We start from the raw sequence: 16,225 nt of genomic DNA on the forward strand, positions 1-16,225 counted from the left end.
CCACATCCTGTTCCCGGCGACTGCCAGCGGCAAGAACGTGGCCCCCCGCGTGGCGGCCAAGCTCGACGTGGCCCAAATCAGCGACATCACCAAAGTGATCGCAGCCGATACGTTTGAGCGCCCCATCTACGCCGGCAACGCCATTGCCACCGTGCAAAGCCAAGATGCCGTCAAGATCATCACCGTGCGCACCACCGGCTTTGACGCCGCAGCCGCCACCGGTGGTTCCGCCGCCGTCGAAGCAGCAGCAGCCACGGCCGACGCAGGCAAGAGCAGCTTCGTGGGCAGCGAAATCGCCAAGAGCGACCGCCCCGAGCTGACCGCTGCCAAGATCATCGTCTCCGGTGGTCGTGCGCTGGGCAGCAAGGAAAAGTTCGACGAAGTCATGACGCCCCTGGCCGACAAGCTGGGCGCCGCCCTGGGTGCCAGCNGCCAAGATCATCGTCTCCGGTGGTCGTGCGCTGGGCAGCAAGGAAAAGTTCGACGAAGTCATGACGCCCCTGGCCGACAAGCTGGGCGCCGCCCTGGGTGCCAGCCGCGCGGCGGTGGACGCAGGCTACGCACCGAACGACTGGCAAGTGGGCCAGACGGGCAAGATCGTGGCACCGCAGCTGTATGTGGCCGCCGGTATCTCGGGTGCTATCCAGCACTTGGCGGGCATGAAGGACTCCAAGGTGATCGTGGCGATCAACAAGGACCCTGAGGCACCGATCTTCAGCGTGGCTGACTANGTATCTCGGGTGCTATCCAGCACTTGGCGGGCATGAAGGACTCCAAGGTGATCGTGGCGATCAACAAGGACCCTGAGGCACCGATCTTCAGCGTGGCTGACTATGGGCTGGAAGCGGATCTGTTCACGGCCGTGCCAGAACTGGTCAAGGCCCTGTAAGAACGCCACTGTGCGCACAAAGGCATCGCTCGCGATGCCTTTTTTTTGACGAAATTTCGCTTTCCCGGAGACACCCATGAGCTACACCGCCCCCGTCAAGGACATGCTGTTCGCCATCGAGCACCTGGCCAACATTGAACAGATTGCGCAGATTCCCGGCTTTGAAGACGCCGGCCTGGACACGGCGGCTGCCGTGCTGGAAGAGTGCGCCAAGTTCAATGAAGGGGTGCTGTCGCCGCTCAACTGGGAAGGCGACAAGAATCCATCGAGCTTTCAATCCGGCGTGGTCACCACCACCCCCGGTTTCAAGGAAGCCTTCCGCCAATACGCCGAAGGCGGCTGGCAAGGCCTGCAGCACCCGGCCGACTTTGGCGGCCAGGGCCTGCCCAAGACCATTGGCGCGGCCTGCATCGAGATGACCAACAGCGCCAACATGAGCTTCGCGCTGTGCCCGCTGCTGACCGATGGTGCCATTGAGGCGCTGCTCACCGCAGGCAGTGACGAGCTCAAGGCCACGTACCTTGAAAAGCTGGTGACCGGCGAATGGACCGGCACCATGAACCTGACCGAACCCCAGGCTGGTTCGGACCTGGCCCTGGTGCGCACGCGCGCCGAACCCCAGCCTGACGGGACGTACAAGATTTTCGGCACCAAGATCTTCATCACCTACGGTGAGCACGACATGGCCGAGAACATCGTCCACCTGGTGCTGGCCCGTGTGCAGGGCGCACCCGAGGGCGTCAAGGGCATCAGCCTGTTCGTGGTGCCCAAGTTCATGGTCAACAAGGATGGAAGCCTGGGCGCGCGGAATGACGCGCATTGCGTGAGCATCGAGCACAAGCTGGGCATCAAGGCATCGCCCACGGCCGTGCTGCAGTTTGGCGACCACGGCGGCGCGGTGGGCTACCTGGTGGGCCAGGAGAACCGGGGCCTGGAGTACATGTTCATCATGATGAATGCGGCCCGCTACGCAGTGGGCATGCAGGGCATCGCGATCTCCGAGCGCGCCTACCAAAAGGCTGTGCAGTACGCGAAAGACCGCGTGCAGAGCCGCCCCGTGGACGGCAGCATCAACGCCAGCGCCGCCATCATTCACCACCCTGACGTCAAGCGCATGCTCATGACCATGCGCGCCACCGTCGAGGGTTGCCGCGCCATGGCCACGGTGGCGGCTGCGGCGTTTGATGCCGCACACCACCATCCCGATGCCGACACGCGCAAGCAGAACCAGGCGTTCTATGAATTCATGGTGCCGCTGGTCAAGGGCTATAGCACCGAGACCAGCCTGGAAGTGACCAGCCTGGGCGTGCAGGTGCACGGTGGCATGGGCTTCATTGAAGAAACCGGCGCCGCGCAGTACTACCGCGACGCCAAGATCCTGACCATCTACGAAGGCACCACCGCCATCCAGGCCAACGACCTCGTGGGCCGCAAGACGGCACGCGATGGCGGGCAGGTGGCCAAGGGCATCGCCGCGCAGATCGAGAAGACCGAGGCCGACCTGCTGGCCAGCGGCACGCCCGCTGCACTGGCGGTGGCCAAGCGCCTGACGGCCGCGCGCAAGGCGCTGCTCGACGTGATCGACTTTGTAGCCGGTGGCACCAAGGCCCAGCCCAACGCCGTGTTTGCGGGCAGCGTGCCCTACCTGATGCTGGCGGGCAATGTGGTGGCGGGCTGGCAACTGGCGCGCAGCCTGCTGGTGGCGCAAGACCTGTTGCACAAGGGACAGGACGAAGCCTTCATGCGCGCAAAAATAACCACGGCCCAGTTCTACGCCGACCACATTCTGGTGAAGGCCCCCGGCCTGCGCGACAGCATTGTGGAAGGCGCGGCCAGCGTGACCGAGCTGGCGCTGGAAGCCTTCTGAAGGACTGGCGTGCCGTGAGGAGACAGGCCACCTGCGGGGCAGGGGCCTTGATATAAAAATGATAGCTACGGACGCATGATTCACTAGCGCATCCGGCCTATTCCATCCCTATTCTTGTTCTGGAAGTTGTTGCCATGTCCAAACTGCCTCCCGTGTTGCAAAACCTGTCGCTGCCCGTCATCGGTTCGCCGCTGTTCATCATCAGCAACCCCAAGCTCGTGATCGAGCAGTGCAAGGCCGGTGTGGTGGGCTCCATGCCCGCGCTCAATGCCCGCCCTGCCGAACTGCTGGACGAGTGGCTGGCCGAGATCACCGAGACCTTGGCGGCCTACAACAAGGCGAACCCCGACAAGCCTGCTGCGCCGTTTGCCATCAACCAGATCGTGCACAAGAGCAACGACCGGCTGGAGCACGACATGCAGGTGTGCGCCAAGTACAAGGTGCCGATCATCATCACCAGCCTGGGTGCGCGCGAGGACGTGAACCAGGCCGTGCATGCCTGGGGCGGCGTGGTGCTGCACGACATCATCAACAACAAGTTCGCGCACAAGGCGATTGAGAAGGGCGCTGACGGCCTGATCGCCGTGGCGGCCGGTGCCGGTGGCCACGCTGGCACCAAGAGCCCGTTTGCGCTGATCCAGGAAATCCGCCAGTGGTTCGACGGCCCGCTGGCGCTCAGCGGCTCTATCGCCAGTGGCGGCGCGGTGCTGGCTGCACAGGCCATGGGGGCGGACTTTGGCTACATCGGTTCGGCCTTCATTGCCACGCATGAGGCGCGCGCCAGCGAGGCCTACAAGCAGGCCATCGTGGACGGCAACTCGGACGACATCGTCTACAGCAACTTGTTCACGGGTGTGCACGGCAACTACCTGGCACCCTCGATCCGTGCCGCAGGCATGGACCCGGACAACCTCCCCGAGTCCGACCCCAGCAAGATGAACTTTGGCGGCGACGCCAAGAAGGCCTGGAAGGACATCTGGGGCTGCGGCCAGGGCATCGGTGCCATCAATGCCGTGACCAGTACTGCTGAGCTGGTCGCCAAGCTGCGCAGCGAATACGAGGCAGCCCGCGCCCGCCTCAAGCTCTGACGCTACGCTGTGCGTGAGGGGCGTGGTGGCTTCTTGCCTCCGGCGCCCTGCGGTCATCTCCGTACCTCACTCTGACGCCCGTTTCGCCCGCCATGTGTGCCGACACGTGGCGGGCGATTGTCTTTGTGGGGGGGGACTTCTGCCCCTGTTTCCGCATCGATGTACCCAAGGGGAAACCCGAGTGGGAAGGATCAGGTCTCTACTGATAATGGTGATGAAAAATAATCAATCAAGGCTGGGGCAGTGTTCACCGGCCTTGTCACCATGTTGCGAGGGAGATGCCTGATGTTCCGTGCTTTAGTGTGCCTGCTGGCTGTATGCGCCACCACCTTGGTTCATGCCCGCAATGAAGGCGTGACGGCCGATGAGATCCGGCTGGGTGCATCGGTGGTCCTGTCGGGGCCGCTGGGGCCGCAGACGGCACAGTACGGTGAGGGCTCGCGACTGCTGTTCGACGCGGTGAACGCGCAGGGCGGGGTACATGGCCGCATGATCCGGTACATCACACTCGATGATGCTTTCGACCCGCAAAAGGCCGTGGAAAACACGCGCCAGCTGCTGGAGAACGACAAGGTGTTCATGATTTTCCATAGCACCGGTACGGCGCAGACAGCGGCCATCCTGCCGCTGATCAAGGAGCAGCGCACTGTGCTGTTTGGCCCCGTCACAGGTGCCTCGGTGTTCCGGGAGGCGTTCAATCCGTATGTGTTCCATGTGCGTGCGGGTTATGCGAATGAGGCCAGCAAGATCGTGTCGCAGCTGCGCCAGCAAGGCATCACCCGTGTGGCGGTGTTCTTTCAGGACGACGGCCTGGGCAAGACACTGGCAGGTGAGCTCAAGAAGGCTTCGGACGAGGAGAAGCTGCCCTTTGTGGCCGAGATCAAGGTGGACCCCAAGCAGCCCGACTTTGCCGCCGCCGCACAGGCGACTGAAAAAGCCCAGCCCCAGGCTGTGATCGTGGCGACCGGCGGCACCACTTTCACGAGCTACATCAAGGCGGTACAGGCCACGGCGGCGCGTCCTGCCTACTACGGGTTCTCGGTGGCCAGCATGGACGTGATCCAGCGCGAACTCAGGGACAAGGCGCGGGGCATCATCCTGGCGCAGATCATGCCTTCGCTGCGCAACACCACTATCCCAGTGGTGGCCGAATATCTGAGCCTGCTGCGCGCCAAGTCGCCCGGCGCTCAACCCTCGGCTTCGCAGTTCGAAGGTTTTGTCCACGCACGCTTGCTGGTGGAAGGGCTACGCCGCACGGGGCGCAACCTGACTACCGAGTCGTTCTCCAAAACGATGGAAGACGCGGGTGAAATTGCTTTCGGTCGTTTCAGCGTGAAGTATTCGCCGCGCAACCACAATGGATCGACCTATGTGGAGCTGGCTATCGTGGACGCGGAAGGCAGTCTGCGTTACTGAGGGTCTCCACGCTTCGCGCGGTGGACGGACTCTTGTTCATCGAGCCCGCTGCAGGTGATGGCAGACCAGCGGGGGACAGTGCAGCTGTGCAAAAAATCCTCTAACGGAGGACAATAGCGGGTTTTGTTGTTCCTTCTTCGGTTCAGTTCGTCTTGCTGCTTTGCGCAGCAGGCGAATCAGCGCGGAGGGAATCCTGATATCCAGCGGTGCACTGTCCGCAGGGATTCAACATCTCACCCTATGTCTTCGTCCACATCCCGCACACCCTTGATCGACATGATCAAGGGCATGGCTTGCGCCACCATCGTGTGGCACCACTTGGCCTTCTATGGCCCGATGTCCGACATCGCCCATCCCTTGGCTCCAGCACTCATAGCGTGGCTATATGACTATGGGCGCATGGCGGTGCAGGTGTTTCTGGTGTTGGGTGGGTACCTGGCTGCTGCGAGCCTTGCGCCCCAGGGCTTCGCTCGTTTCGATCATGCGGGCACCGCCATTGCCAAACGCTTCGTGCGGCTGGTGGTGCCTTACGCCGTGGCATTGATGCTGGCGGTGGTGGTCGCCGCCCTCGTGCGGCCTTGGATGGAGCACCACTCTGTGCCCGACCAACCCACCTTGTCACAACTGTTGGCGAACGCTTTGCTGCTGCAGGACATCGTGGGTGAAGGTGCTTTGTCGGCTGGCGTGTGGTACGTGGCCATCGACTTTCAACTCTTTGCGCTGACTGTGCTGATGCTGGCCGGTGTACGCGCGCTGCCTGTGCGCTGGGTACAGCACCATGCAGCGGCCTTGTCGCAGGGGCTGGTGCTGTTGGTGGCTGCTGCCTCGCTATGGGTTTTCAACCGCATCGCGGGGTTGGACATGTGGGCGCTGTACTTTTTTGGTGCCTACGGCCTGGGCATGCTGGCTTACTGGGCGGTGCGGGCGCCGCAGGCGCAGGCATGGGTCTGCCTTATGGCGCTGCTGGTGGGGGCAGCGCTGGCGGTGGATTTCCGGGCACGCATTGCCGTAGCTGCGGTCACGGCCTTGTGCCTGGTGGTGGCGATGCGCTCTGCGCGCATGCGCAGCTTTTCCGGTGTGTCGCCGCTCGTAAAGCTCGGCCAGATGTCGTACTCGGTGTTTCTGGTGCACTTTGCCGTGTGCTTGCTCGTGAACGCGGTGGTCAGCCACCTCTGGCCTACATCACCAGCGCTGAACGCCGTGGGCATGCTCCTGGCGTTTGTGCTGTCGCTGGCAGCTGGGCGTCTGTTGTATCTGCGAGTGGAGCGTCATGTGCCATCGTGGTCTACGGCCCTGCGCTGGCAACTGGGATTGGTGGGGGCTGGCATGCTGGTGGTCATTACCAGCAACTGGGCGTAGCCCCTAGGCTGAGACCGCAGGGGCAGGCCGACTGGGCTGTCTTTTTGAGCGCGCTATATCCTTCAGCCTAGTGCAGTGCTACCGCAAAAGCTTGCGTTCCCGCCGTTTGCGTTGCTTGTCCAGAAACCACGCCATGAAGGGCAGCAGCAGCATCGAGCCGGGGATCACCCAGATAAAAAGATAAGGGCTGACCGAAGACGCAGACCGCATCACATCCCGCAGGTGGGCACGTTCCTCGGCACTCCAGGTGCCCTGGCGGCGCTGCTGCACCAGCCAGACCACCGAGCCTTTCATGGTGGCCATCTCGCGGCGCAAGCGGCTCTTTTCTCTGCTGTTGCCCGCGAGAAAAGAACAAAACCACTCCGGCGCTCGCTCCATGCGGCGCTGGAATGCCAGGGTTGAATCCGGGTCAAATGCGTCGGCAGGGGGCGGATTTTCTGGGCTTTGCGGAAAGGTCATGGTGAACAACATTGTCCTTGCAGATGCGGACAACACCAAACAGGCTTTGAGCAGAAACAAGGCTGATTTATCCCGGTCTACACGCGGCAATAGGAGTTGTCTAAGTTTTCCTGCGGATATATACAAGTATGACTGGCGCGCGCCGTGATTTCCCGATAAGCCCCGGGCCAGCGCTGTGACGCACAGACCAATAAAGCGCTTGCGAGATAAGGGTTGGAGAGGCTGTCGGCGGGGCTATCCGGCGCGCAGAGGCAGAGGAAGATTCGTCAAGGATTCTTGCCAATCTACCCCGCGAGGAAAGCCCTGCGGTGGCCGTCATGGTCAATGCCCTTGGTGGCTGATCCCTTGCTTGACATCACCCTACCTGCGCGATCATGTTCTGGGGTCAGATCCGTCTTGTCTGGAAGCCCCCCGACGGGACCGCAACCAGAACGCACGCTCCGTGGTCCAGATCCGAGGACTGCAGAATGATCCAGATACGTTCACCATCGCGTTACGTCGGTAGTTGATTAAAAAGCGCGGGAGTGTAGACGTTTGCGGAGACTCACTCATTGAGCAGCGCCGTTCTTCTTTTTGGCGCCCGGCGGTCAATCCAAACGCACAAACGGCTCGCTGCCACCTACCCTTAAGAGGGCATGCTCCGTAAGATAAGCCTATGAAATATCGATCTTCATTCGGCTACATACGCGAACCAGTATCCGCTCAATGTGTGGATTTGTCGCGCGAAGAGCGGGGCTTCACTTTGGTGGAGGTCTTGGTCGCCATCGTAATTCTGGCTTTCGGCATGTTGGGAACCGTAGGCATGCAGGCATTTGCACTCCAGGCAAACCGCGACGCACGCCTCCAGGCTCAGGCGGTGGTCTTTGCGCGTGAGTTGGCGGAAATGATGCGCGGGAATAAGGAAATTGCGGTCAAGACTACTGCTGCCGCCAACCCGTATTTGGTGACATCAATGACGATGGCGTCGCCAAGCTACTGCATGAGAGTCGCCAATGCCTCTACTGGGTGTACATCCACGTTGGATGTAGCCAGCGCAGAAATGACGGATTGGTTGGCCCGCGTGGCGGCTGAGCTACCGGATGCGCGTGTCACGGTTTGTTTCGATGGAGCGCCCTATGACGCCAATGGACTGCCTCAGTGGAACTGCAATGCGACGGGTGCTGACGAAATTGTGTTCATCAAAATTGGCTGGACACGGACTGTGACTGACAAGAGTCAAACCGGTAGCGCTGCTCTCGAAAGAGCTAACGACAGTGGCAGCCGCCCTTATGTCGTAGTTCCTGTGACTAGTGGGAACGCAACATGATGAAATGGTCAACTTTTCTCGCCTCTGGTGGCGCGCAACGTCAAGATAGTCGCCAAAAGGGCGTAACGCTTGTTGAGTTGATGGTGGCAATGGCGTTGGGGCTCTTGATTGCGCTTGCTGCTGCTGCTGCCCTGCTGGTTTCTCGCCAAGGGTTCGCCGCAGTGGATGCAGCTTCGCAGTTGCGTGACAACGGGCGATATCTGCAAAGCCTTACCCAGCGCCTTGGCGTGCAGGCGGGTTACAGAGATGTCAAATTTGCAACGGATACGACTGCCAAGGCCAACCAAGCTTACGGGGCGACTGCTCCTCCCCCAAATATTTTTGGATTGAATAATGCGTCCCGAACGTCCACTGCGACCTGGGATGCAGGCACCGTGCGTACTTCGGGGCAAGTTGGTTATGGCAGCGATATCCTAGTGCTGCGGCATCAGACTAGCTCATCGACTCCAGATGCGACAAGCTCTGATGGAACCATGATTGACTGTGCCGGCGTGGCGTCAACCGCTGTCCCCACGGGGCTGGATGACAAACTGGTCAGTATTCTCCACGTGGGTGTGGGATCAGACGGCGAGCCGGCACTTCTGTGTTCGCGGTCGGATACTGGGGCGGCGCCCTATGACGTACAGCCGATTATTTCTGGTGTTGAGAATTTCCAAGTGCTTTACGGAGTGGATGGTATTGGACCCGGAAATACTACGGTTCCTATTCCATCTGCTTCGGCGGACTCGATTCCCGAGCGATATTTGCGGGCAGACCAACTGACGGTTGCAGGCAACGACGCTGCCACCTATGCCAACTGGCAGCGCGTTCGCAGCATTCGAATTGGTGTTGTGCTACGCGGGCCACCTGGGTCAGCTATCGATAATGCAAGTCAGACGTTTTACCCCCTGGGGGTTTCCAAAGCCTCGGGAAGCGGTACACCAGGGTCGGGTTTTGCCAACAATTCAACAGATCCCGGCACTGCTTACACGCCCACAGTCGATAGTCGCTTAAGGCAAGTGGTCACATTTACTGTGCATTTGCGAAATTTTCAGGGTGAGTACTGAAATGACGAAAATACCCTTACATCAGAAACGTTCGGCATCAATGAGTGAGCAGGGGCTTTCGTTGATTATCGTGATGTTGATACTCATTGTGGTTTCAATTTTGGGAGTCGGCGGTATACAGATCTCCATGATGGGTGAACGGGGAACCCGTAATGACAGAGATATGCAGATCGCCTGGCAAGGGGCCGAGGCTGGATTGATAGATGCCGAGTTTGATATTGAAGGGCTTCCTGCTGCGTCAACAAACAAGAGAAATGTGGTGTTCAAGCGCGGCGATGTGGACCTGGCCAAGTTCATTGATAACTGCGGTGATTCGGGACAGAGCATTGGCCTATGTGCGCTGAAGGAAACTGGAAAACCGGCTTGGCTGACAGTTGATTTCACGGCAACCGGTACGGGTGCGAAGGCGGTGGAATTGGGTACATACACCGGGCGAGACTTTCCGTCCGGTGTGAAGGGGACGCAGCCGGCCAAACCACCTCGGTACATCGTCGAGCCTATCCTGGATCGATATGGGGTTAAGTCTTATAGGACTACGGATCCCGCAGCTGGTTCTGGTCCGTCTTATGTGTATAGGGTCACATCCATGGGTTTTGGCCCCAATGGCGAAACGCAGGGGGTGTTGCAGATGATTTATAGAAATTAAGCGGTGAAATTATTATGATGAAATTTCCTAAAAATCTGAGCACTGCCGGCGAAAAAATGTTGAGTAAGATTCGAGGCATGGTGTCTGGCTCTCGCTCTGCATATCTTGCATGGGGTTTGGCTCCACTCGCCATTGCAGTTTCTTTCGTTGCAATTGGGAGCGGAACCCCGCCCTCCATACCCGCAATTGCGCTGGCCACTGAGCCTCTTTACGCGGCTGTAGTGGTTGATAAACCGGCATTGGCCCTTGCTCTTTCGGTAGAGTTTCCTACTGTGGGTGCGCAATATACGCCCGGAGGAAGTTCGGATAACACCTATGACGTTGCGAAGGAGTATCTCGGGTACTATGATGCCGAGAGTTGTTATGCGTACAATGATGCCCCGACAGAAATACCCTCTGGTACGCAAACAGTTGCAGATTTTAAAAGATTCGACCGGGTGGGGGCCGCCACCGCTCGTAAATGCGCAAATGCATTCAGTGGGAATTTTCTGAACTGGACATCTAGCTCAGCTATTGACATGCTCCGTTTGGCATTGTCTGGTGGCGATCGCTATATTGACACTGCATCTTTGACGATCTTGCAGCGAGCCGTGATTCCGAATGGCGATCCGACTTGCATGTGGAATAGTACGAATTTCCCTGCAAAGCGCTTGCTGAAGGATGGGGGGGGAGCGGGGACATATTGGGGGGCAGTGCCCGCCGCCATGATCACTGCCGCCAATGGGAACGATATTTTTGTTGCCAATACCCTGAACCGTATCTACTTTGGTACTTCACAAACCGGGGGGTGTGGCAATACTGCAGCTTACACTCTGGGAGCTAGCTCTGCTTCTACAGCAATTGGGCCAATTGCGGATCAAACCGTCAACCGGCCCGGTAGTTCAACATTGTGTGCCGCCGAAAATGGAACCTGTAGTTTCACGGGGGTTAAAGAGGTGTGGTACGGAGCCAAATCTGGAGGAACCAATAAATGGAAAGTTGCACCTGCATATAACGGGGTTTCTTGCACAAATGCTGTTTTTGGAGATCCGTGGTCTGGTCAGACCAAGAGTTGCTATATTGCTGATTACACTGGATCGTGGACCCCTCCAACGTCTAGTGCAGCCTTGAATTCCGACGGGTTTTTCTACGCCCGAGTGCAAGTGTGTAACGCTTCGGCAGGTGTGTTGCAGGATTCTCGCAATTACAACTTTTGCAAGCAATATCCAAGCGGAAATTATAAACCTACGGGCGTTATTCAGAAGTATAGCGATCAAATGCGACTTGCTGCGTTTGGCTATCTTCTCGATCAAACGGCAAGCTACAGTGCTGGGCGCTACGGTGGTGTTTTGCGTGCTCCCATGAAGTATGTGGGGTCCAAAACTTATAGCATTACCGGTCAGGATAATACGCCTTCAGGGGGGAATGCAAAGGCTGAATGGAATGCGAATACCGGGGTTTTTTATGACAATCCGGATGCCAATGCTTCTCCTGCGATAAGTGGGGTTATAAATTACCTGAATAAATTTGGCCGTACCGGGCCTACGCCTGGCGTATACAAGAAATATGATCCGGTGGGTGAATTGCACTACGAGGCGCTTCGTTATCTGCAAGGGCTTCAACCAAGTGCGGATGCGATTAGTGGAACTATTACGGCTACGATGGCGGATGGATTTCCATATTTTACAAGTTGGACTGATCCGTATGGAGGTGGTCGTAGTAATGCTAGTGATTACTCGTGTGTTAAGAGTAATATAGTCGTGGTTGGTGATATTAACACCCATGATGGCAACCGACTGCCGACTGCTAGTGCTTCTGGGAATGTTCCTGATATCAATTACTGGCGAGGAATTGTTCAAAAATTTGAGAAAAATACCGCTGGAACCTATGTGGATGGGCAAGGAAATACACAGAGTATTGCAAATCCGAATACCGCAAACAATAGCGTGCCGTCGGCCACGGATAGAAGTCAAATCATGGGTTCTGCTTATTGGGCTCGAACGCACGATATCCGGGGCACGGGGTGGACTGCTGATACAGCCAAGCAGCGGCCTGGGCTCAGGGTTAAGACGTTTGTTTTTGACGTGAATGAGTATGGCGATCAGAATAACGACACTACACGTAGAACGGCCAATCAGTTCTTCATGGCCGCCAAGTACGGTGGCTTTGAGACGGATCCAACTAATCCGGGGCAAAAGCCTTATAATGTCAAGGGTAATCCTTTTGAAGACCAAAATAATGTAAATAATAATAATGTTTGGCAAAAAGCTGCTGAGCCCGGGGAGGCAAGTACTTATTACGTTTACAACACATCGAAGACTTCTCCGGCGCGCGAGGTGCTTACTGCTTTTGATGAGATTTTCAGTAGAGCTTCTACCAGTGCCCGCAGTGTCGCGGGTGGCGGTCTAAGTACTGGTAGCAAAGTAACTAGTAATTCAGTTTCTTACTCCGCAAAATTCGACACCAGTAATTGGAGTGGTGATGTGGTTGCTGAGCCTATCTCCCAAGATGCCAGTAATAATCTGGTTATCGGTACGCAGCTGTGGAGTGCTGCTCAGCGGCTAGACAACATGATTTCGCCTGCCGCCAATCGCAAAATTTTTGTGGGTCGTGTGGGGGCAACATCAAGTACAACTGCTACAGCATTCACGTTTGGGGCAATTGATGCAACGTTGAAGGCGCAGCTTGACAAAGCGAGCCCGTCTGCCGCCGCAGATGGTTTAGCGGCTGACCGCGTTGCTTATCTTCGCGGGGACCGGACCAAAGAGGGGGCGCCATTCCGGGTGAGAAGTTCTTTGTTGGGCGATATTGTTAACTCTAATATTACGTACTCAGGTGCTCCTTCCAAGTCATTCACTGGCACGGGATATACCGCGTTCCGTGCTGACTATGATTCACGCACCGCCGCCGTCTTTGCTGGAGCTAATGATGGAATGTTGCATGCATTCAACGCTACTACGGGCGATGAACTGTTTGCATATATTCCAAGTTGGCTGGGTCGTAATTTGTCGGCACTGACAGACCCTACTTTTGCCAACAATCATCAAAATTATGTAGATGCTCCTTCTGTAGTCTCTGAGGCACAAGTAGCCAACACTGGCGCAAGCACGGATTGGAAAACAGTTTTGGTGTCAGGCACTGGTGGCGGTGGGTCTGGTGTGTTTGCGCTTGATGTGTCTAACCCTGCTAATTTCAGTGCATCCAATGTTATGTGGGAGTTCACTCGCGCTGATGATGAGGATATGGGCCAGGTTGTTGGTGAGCCAAAAATATTAAAGGTCAAAACGAGTGGAACAAGCTCAACGGTTACCTATCGATGGTTTGCTGTTGTCGGAAGCGGGGTGAATAACTATGTTCCTGATCCTGACAACAGGTTCAGCTCCACCGGCAAGCCTGCGCTATTTCTGCTAGCCCTCGACAAACCTTCTGGAGCTGCTTGGTCGCTGGGTAACAATTATTACAAGATTTCGGTGCCCACCGATTCATCTCTTGCTTCAACTAATGCCACTGGTGTCACCAACTTTAGCGCCCTGTATGGCACGCAAGGCGAGATGACAGATATCTATATGGGTGATCTCCATGGTGCACTGTGGCGTCTTAAGTTTGCCGGAAAATTACCTACTGATTGGAATATGGACAAATTGTCGTATTTTGATAAAGGCAGTGCCGGTAGTCCAGTTCCTTATCCTTTATATATTGCTCGAACGGGTGATGCAACCCCTAAGGTCCAGCCTATTTTTGCGGCGCCCACCCCTTTTGCGGGTCCCATTGTGAGTGGTTTGGAATCTTTCTATATTGTCTTTGGAACGGGGAAATATCTTGAATCCAGTGATAATATTTCTACGACCACCCAGTCGGTTTATGCTGTGTATGATAATGGGGGTACAACGGCAGATAATTCACCTGCCAGCGCTAGTGTAATTACGGGGCGGGGGCGCTTGCAGGCCGGAACGGTGAATACAACAGCAAAGACCATTACTGTAAGTGCCTTTAAGTGGGGGCGGCCGACAACCAACGCGGACATGACGAGCCGTGCGGGCTGGTATTTTGATTTGCCCGTTTCTGGGGAAAGAATAGATCAAGCAGCGCTGGATTTGGGTACGTTATATGCTGCAATCAATTCCAAAATTCCAGGCTCTACCTCAGCTGGCGCTGGCTCATGCTCTAACACGCTTGGTAGCGGTAATCAGTATTTTCTGAGCATTAATACCGGCTCCGGATCGTACGTACCGTCCAGCCTTGGGTTGCTTGGCCCTCCGGTATTGCTGTCAAATGATTCGGAAACAGTTGTCACCCCTTCGGACAGCACTGGGAGGCGCGTTCGCACTACGACACTTCGTCGCTTCACTCAGGCCCAGAGTGGTATCGATACCAGTGCCCCTCCTGTCACAACGAAAGAAACCATTGGGCGTTTGAACTGGCGACAAATTTTTAACTACCAAGATATGAAGAATGCGCCATGAATAAAATTAAAAAATATGCTGCGGGGTTCACGCTGATTGAACTCATGATTGTTGTGGCAATTGTTGGTATTTTGGCTGCTGTTGCGTACCCTGCCTACACTGACTCGGTTCTGAAGGGGCGCAGAGCACAGGGCAGGGCTGCGGTAGCACAATTGCTGCAGCAACAGGAGCGCTATATTACGCAGCAGAATTGCTACCTCGGGTTCACCACAAACTCGGCAGGCGTTGCGACTGCTACGTCTCCTGGCGCAGCGTGCGGTGGAGTTACGGCGGCGTCCGTGCCTTTCAAGACCTTTTCGGGTGATACTTTGAGTAATTCGCATTACCTATTGAGCGCGGATGCTTGCCCAGCCGGGGCTGGCACTCTCTCAATTGGAGATTGCGTCAGAGTTATTGCAACGCCCGTCAAAGCTGATCCTAAAGTTGGCTCGTTGCAGATGACTACCACTGGGACAAAGTCATGCACAGGCACATCCGCATCAACTGACCCTAAACTCTGTTGGCCATGATGATGAAATTTCGTAGTTCTGGTTTCACGCTTATTGAACTGATTGTCACCATAGCTATTGCGGCTGTGTTGGCCAGTCTTGCCGTGCCTAGTTTTATTCAATATCAGCGGAATTCAGAGCTTTCATCGTTGACCAACTCACTTTTGGCCGCCGTCAATGCAGCGAAAGGTGAAGCCATGAAAACCGGCAGAAATGCTTTTGTTGTACCGAGGGGCTCTGGTTGGAATAGTGGGTGGCTGGTGTATGTGGATGTGAATCGCGATAATTCATTTACAGACGGCACTGACATTGCCGTCCAAACGCAGGATGCTCTGAAGAGTTATTTCAACATAACAGGCAATAGCATTGCAGCGGGCTCCACGCCTTATATTAAGTTTGATAATTCTGGATATTCAATCGATAATAGCGCCTCGCCGGTTGCGTTGAGTTTGACCATTGCCCGGACAGATGCGTCGTCCTCAAGTGCTTTGGAGGAAACCAGGCGCGTGGTGGTGGCCCGGACCGGGCGCGTGAGAACATGTAAGCCGAGCACCGATTCAAGCTGCACTAGTTCCGCAACCCAGTAGAGAGTATTGCTTTCCCGCGAAGGGTTGTATGGCCGGTTAGCTAAAATGCGCCGCCGATCGATTTGTTGGTGTGGGACCGGCGCTATGCCCACTGAGGGCCGCGTTGAATTACTGTAGCCCTTGGAATCGTCTTCACGTTCCTTGAGTAGTCCGATTGCACAGGTCTAGGCCCAAGCGGCACCCGAGTGGCGTAAATAGTTTCCTGAGCGATAAAGTCAAGCCCCCACTTAACACGGATCTCGTCACCCAGTAGAGCCGGAAGTTCTGGAGGATATCTCGCTAGACAGCCACAAGCCCTCGAATCTAGGCCTCGAAATGGGAGGTCTTTAGAAGTGGCCACTCTGCTGGCATCTGTTTTGGCTTGAACGGGCCAAACTGAGCGCCAAAGTCCTAGAAGGCGCATTGCGCGAGATGCCGGCCTTTCGCTACTTTGTCGGGCTGATGTACCGGGATGAGGGGATCCCCTGCGAGTGATGCATCCTGTGCGTTGTCGCTGTCTGACGTGTCCAAGTGGGCCCATCAGAGCCGCATTACGCCCCACTGCTTTGCTGCTGGCCAAAAGGATGCTGCCCAGGGCAGGCGGAGTTGCGGATGCCACGCATAGACCAAAAAGCAGTGAGCGTGATTCCGCG

12 protein-coding genes and 2 pseudogenes are annotated in these 16,225 nt (G+C 56.6%); 13 read left to right on the plus strand and 1 reads right to left on the minus strand.

The window, feature by feature from the left end; translation table 11 throughout:
- The 7 genes and pseudogenes from ASD75_RS16200 to ASD75_RS16220 form a co-directional block, all read left to right on the plus strand.
- On the plus strand, positions 1-430 hold a 430-nt coding region (locus ASD75_RS16200), incomplete at both ends, for an electron transfer flavoprotein subunit alpha/FixB family protein (protein ID WP_162251096.1).
- A 1-nt stretch (position 431) separates the two neighbouring features.
- Positions 432-730, plus strand: a pseudogene (locus tag ASD75_RS24305) (electron transfer flavoprotein subunit alpha/FixB family protein); the annotation flags it as partial.
- Position 731: 1 nt separating this feature from the next.
- Positions 732-889, plus strand: a pseudogene (locus ASD75_RS23765) (electron transfer flavoprotein subunit alpha/FixB family protein); the annotation flags it as partial.
- Between the two features lie 76 nt (positions 890-965).
- Complete coding sequence (locus ASD75_RS16205) at positions 966-2,756, plus strand: acyl-CoA dehydrogenase (protein WP_056746993.1); 1,791 nt, start codon at positions 966-968, stop codon at positions 2,754-2,756.
- A gap of 134 nt (positions 2,757-2,890) precedes the next feature.
- Entirely contained in the window at positions 2,891-3,844 is a 954-nt protein-coding gene (locus tag ASD75_RS16210; RefSeq protein WP_015015116.1) for a nitronate monooxygenase family protein, read from the plus strand.
- 285 nt (positions 3,845-4,129) lie between these two features.
- Positions 4,130-5,260, plus strand: coding sequence for an ABC transporter substrate-binding protein (locus ASD75_RS16215; protein WP_056746994.1), 1,131 nt, complete (start codon positions 4,130-4,132; stop codon positions 5,258-5,260).
- A 240-nt stretch (positions 5,261-5,500) separates the two neighbouring features.
- Positions 5,501-6,619, plus strand: a complete 1,119-nt coding sequence (locus ASD75_RS16220; RefSeq protein WP_056746995.1) for an acyltransferase — start codon at positions 5,501-5,503, stop codon at positions 6,617-6,619.
- Between the two features lie 78 nt (positions 6,620-6,697).
- Here ASD75_RS16220 and ASD75_RS16225 read toward each other — a convergent pair whose 3' ends face one another.
- Positions 6,698-7,078 carry a hypothetical protein gene (locus tag ASD75_RS16225; protein ID WP_056747195.1) on the minus strand — a complete coding sequence of 127 codons (381 nt, stop codon included), beginning with the start codon at positions 7,076-7,078 and terminating at the stop codon, positions 6,698-6,700.
- A gap of 655 nt (positions 7,079-7,733) precedes the next feature.
- Here ASD75_RS16225 and pilV point away from each other — a divergent pair.
- The 6 genes from pilV to ASD75_RS16250 are packed head-to-tail and all read left to right on the plus strand — an operon-like array spanning position 7,734 to position 15,593.
- Positions 7,734-8,384: a type IV pilus modification protein PilV gene (pilV, locus tag ASD75_RS16230; RefSeq protein WP_082565055.1), complete on the plus strand. Its 651-nt coding sequence runs from the start codon at positions 7,734-7,736 to the stop codon at positions 8,382-8,384.
- Positions 8,381-9,430 (plus strand): PilW family protein, encoded by a 1,050-nt coding sequence (locus ASD75_RS23440; RefSeq protein ID WP_082565056.1) that lies wholly within the window; start codon positions 8,381-8,383, stop codon positions 9,428-9,430. The genes pilV and ASD75_RS23440 overlap by 4 nt, the downstream gene beginning before the upstream one ends.
- A 1-nt stretch (position 9,431) precedes the next feature.
- Positions 9,432-10,076 (plus strand): PilX N-terminal domain-containing pilus assembly protein, encoded by a 645-nt coding sequence (locus ASD75_RS16235; RefSeq protein ID WP_056746996.1) that lies wholly within the window; start codon positions 9,432-9,434, stop codon positions 10,074-10,076.
- A gap of 17 nt (positions 10,077-10,093) precedes the next feature.
- On the plus strand, positions 10,094-14,518 hold the full coding sequence (locus tag ASD75_RS16240) for a pilus assembly protein (RefSeq protein WP_235511646.1): 4,425 nt from the start codon (positions 10,094-10,096) through the stop codon (positions 14,516-14,518).
- A complete protein-coding gene (locus ASD75_RS16245; protein ID WP_056746997.1) occupies positions 14,515-15,027 on the plus strand; it encodes a type IV pilin protein in 513 nt (170 codons plus the stop codon). Before ASD75_RS16240 ends, ASD75_RS16245 begins: the two co-directional genes overlap by 4 nt.
- Positions 15,024-15,593 carry a GspH/FimT family pseudopilin gene (locus ASD75_RS16250; protein ID WP_056746998.1) on the plus strand — a complete coding sequence of 190 codons (570 nt, stop codon included), beginning with the start codon at positions 15,024-15,026 and terminating at the stop codon, positions 15,591-15,593. The genes ASD75_RS16245 and ASD75_RS16250 overlap by 4 nt, the downstream gene beginning before the upstream one ends.
- The last annotated feature ends 632 nt before the right edge of the window (positions 15,594-16,225 follow it).

This window comes from Acidovorax sp. Root568 (assembly GCF_001427445.1).
Taxonomy (GTDB): Bacteria; Pseudomonadota; Gammaproteobacteria; order Burkholderiales; family Burkholderiaceae_C; genus Acidovorax; species Acidovorax delafieldii.

What these genes read in the sequence shown, in the direction of transcription:
- pilV (WP_082565055.1), top strand. Translation starts at nt 7,734, where the DNA reads ATGAAATATCGATCTTCATTCGGCTACATACGCGAACCAGTATCCGCT.
- ASD75_RS16220 (WP_056746995.1), top strand. Translation starts at nt 5,501, where the DNA reads ATGTCTTCGTCCACATCCCGCACACCCTTGATCGACATGATCAAGGGC.
- ASD75_RS16210 (WP_015015116.1), top strand. Translation starts at nt 2,891, where the DNA reads ATGTCCAAACTGCCTCCCGTGTTGCAAAACCTGTCGCTGCCCGTCATC.
- ASD75_RS16240 (WP_235511646.1), top strand. Translation starts at nt 10,094, where the DNA reads ATGAAATTTCCTAAAAATCTGAGCACTGCCGGCGAAAAAATGTTGAGT.
- ASD75_RS16225 (WP_056747195.1), bottom strand. Translation starts at nt 7,078, where the DNA reads ATGACCTTTCCGCAAAGCCCAGAAAATCCGCCCCCTGCCGACGCATTT.
- ASD75_RS16205 (WP_056746993.1), top strand. Translation starts at nt 966, where the DNA reads ATGAGCTACACCGCCCCCGTCAAGGACATGCTGTTCGCCATCGAGCAC.
- ASD75_RS16235 (WP_056746996.1), top strand. Translation starts at nt 9,432, where the DNA reads ATGACGAAAATACCCTTACATCAGAAACGTTCGGCATCAATGAGTGAG.
- ASD75_RS16215 (WP_056746994.1), top strand. Translation starts at nt 4,130, where the DNA reads ATGTTCCGTGCTTTAGTGTGCCTGCTGGCTGTATGCGCCACCACCTTG.
- ASD75_RS16250 (WP_056746998.1), top strand. Translation starts at nt 15,024, where the DNA reads ATGATGATGAAATTTCGTAGTTCTGGTTTCACGCTTATTGAACTGATT.
- ASD75_RS23440 (WP_082565056.1), top strand. Translation starts at nt 8,381, where the DNA reads ATGATGAAATGGTCAACTTTTCTCGCCTCTGGTGGCGCGCAACGTCAA.
- ASD75_RS16245 (WP_056746997.1), top strand. Translation starts at nt 14,515, where the DNA reads ATGAATAAAATTAAAAAATATGCTGCGGGGTTCACGCTGATTGAACTC.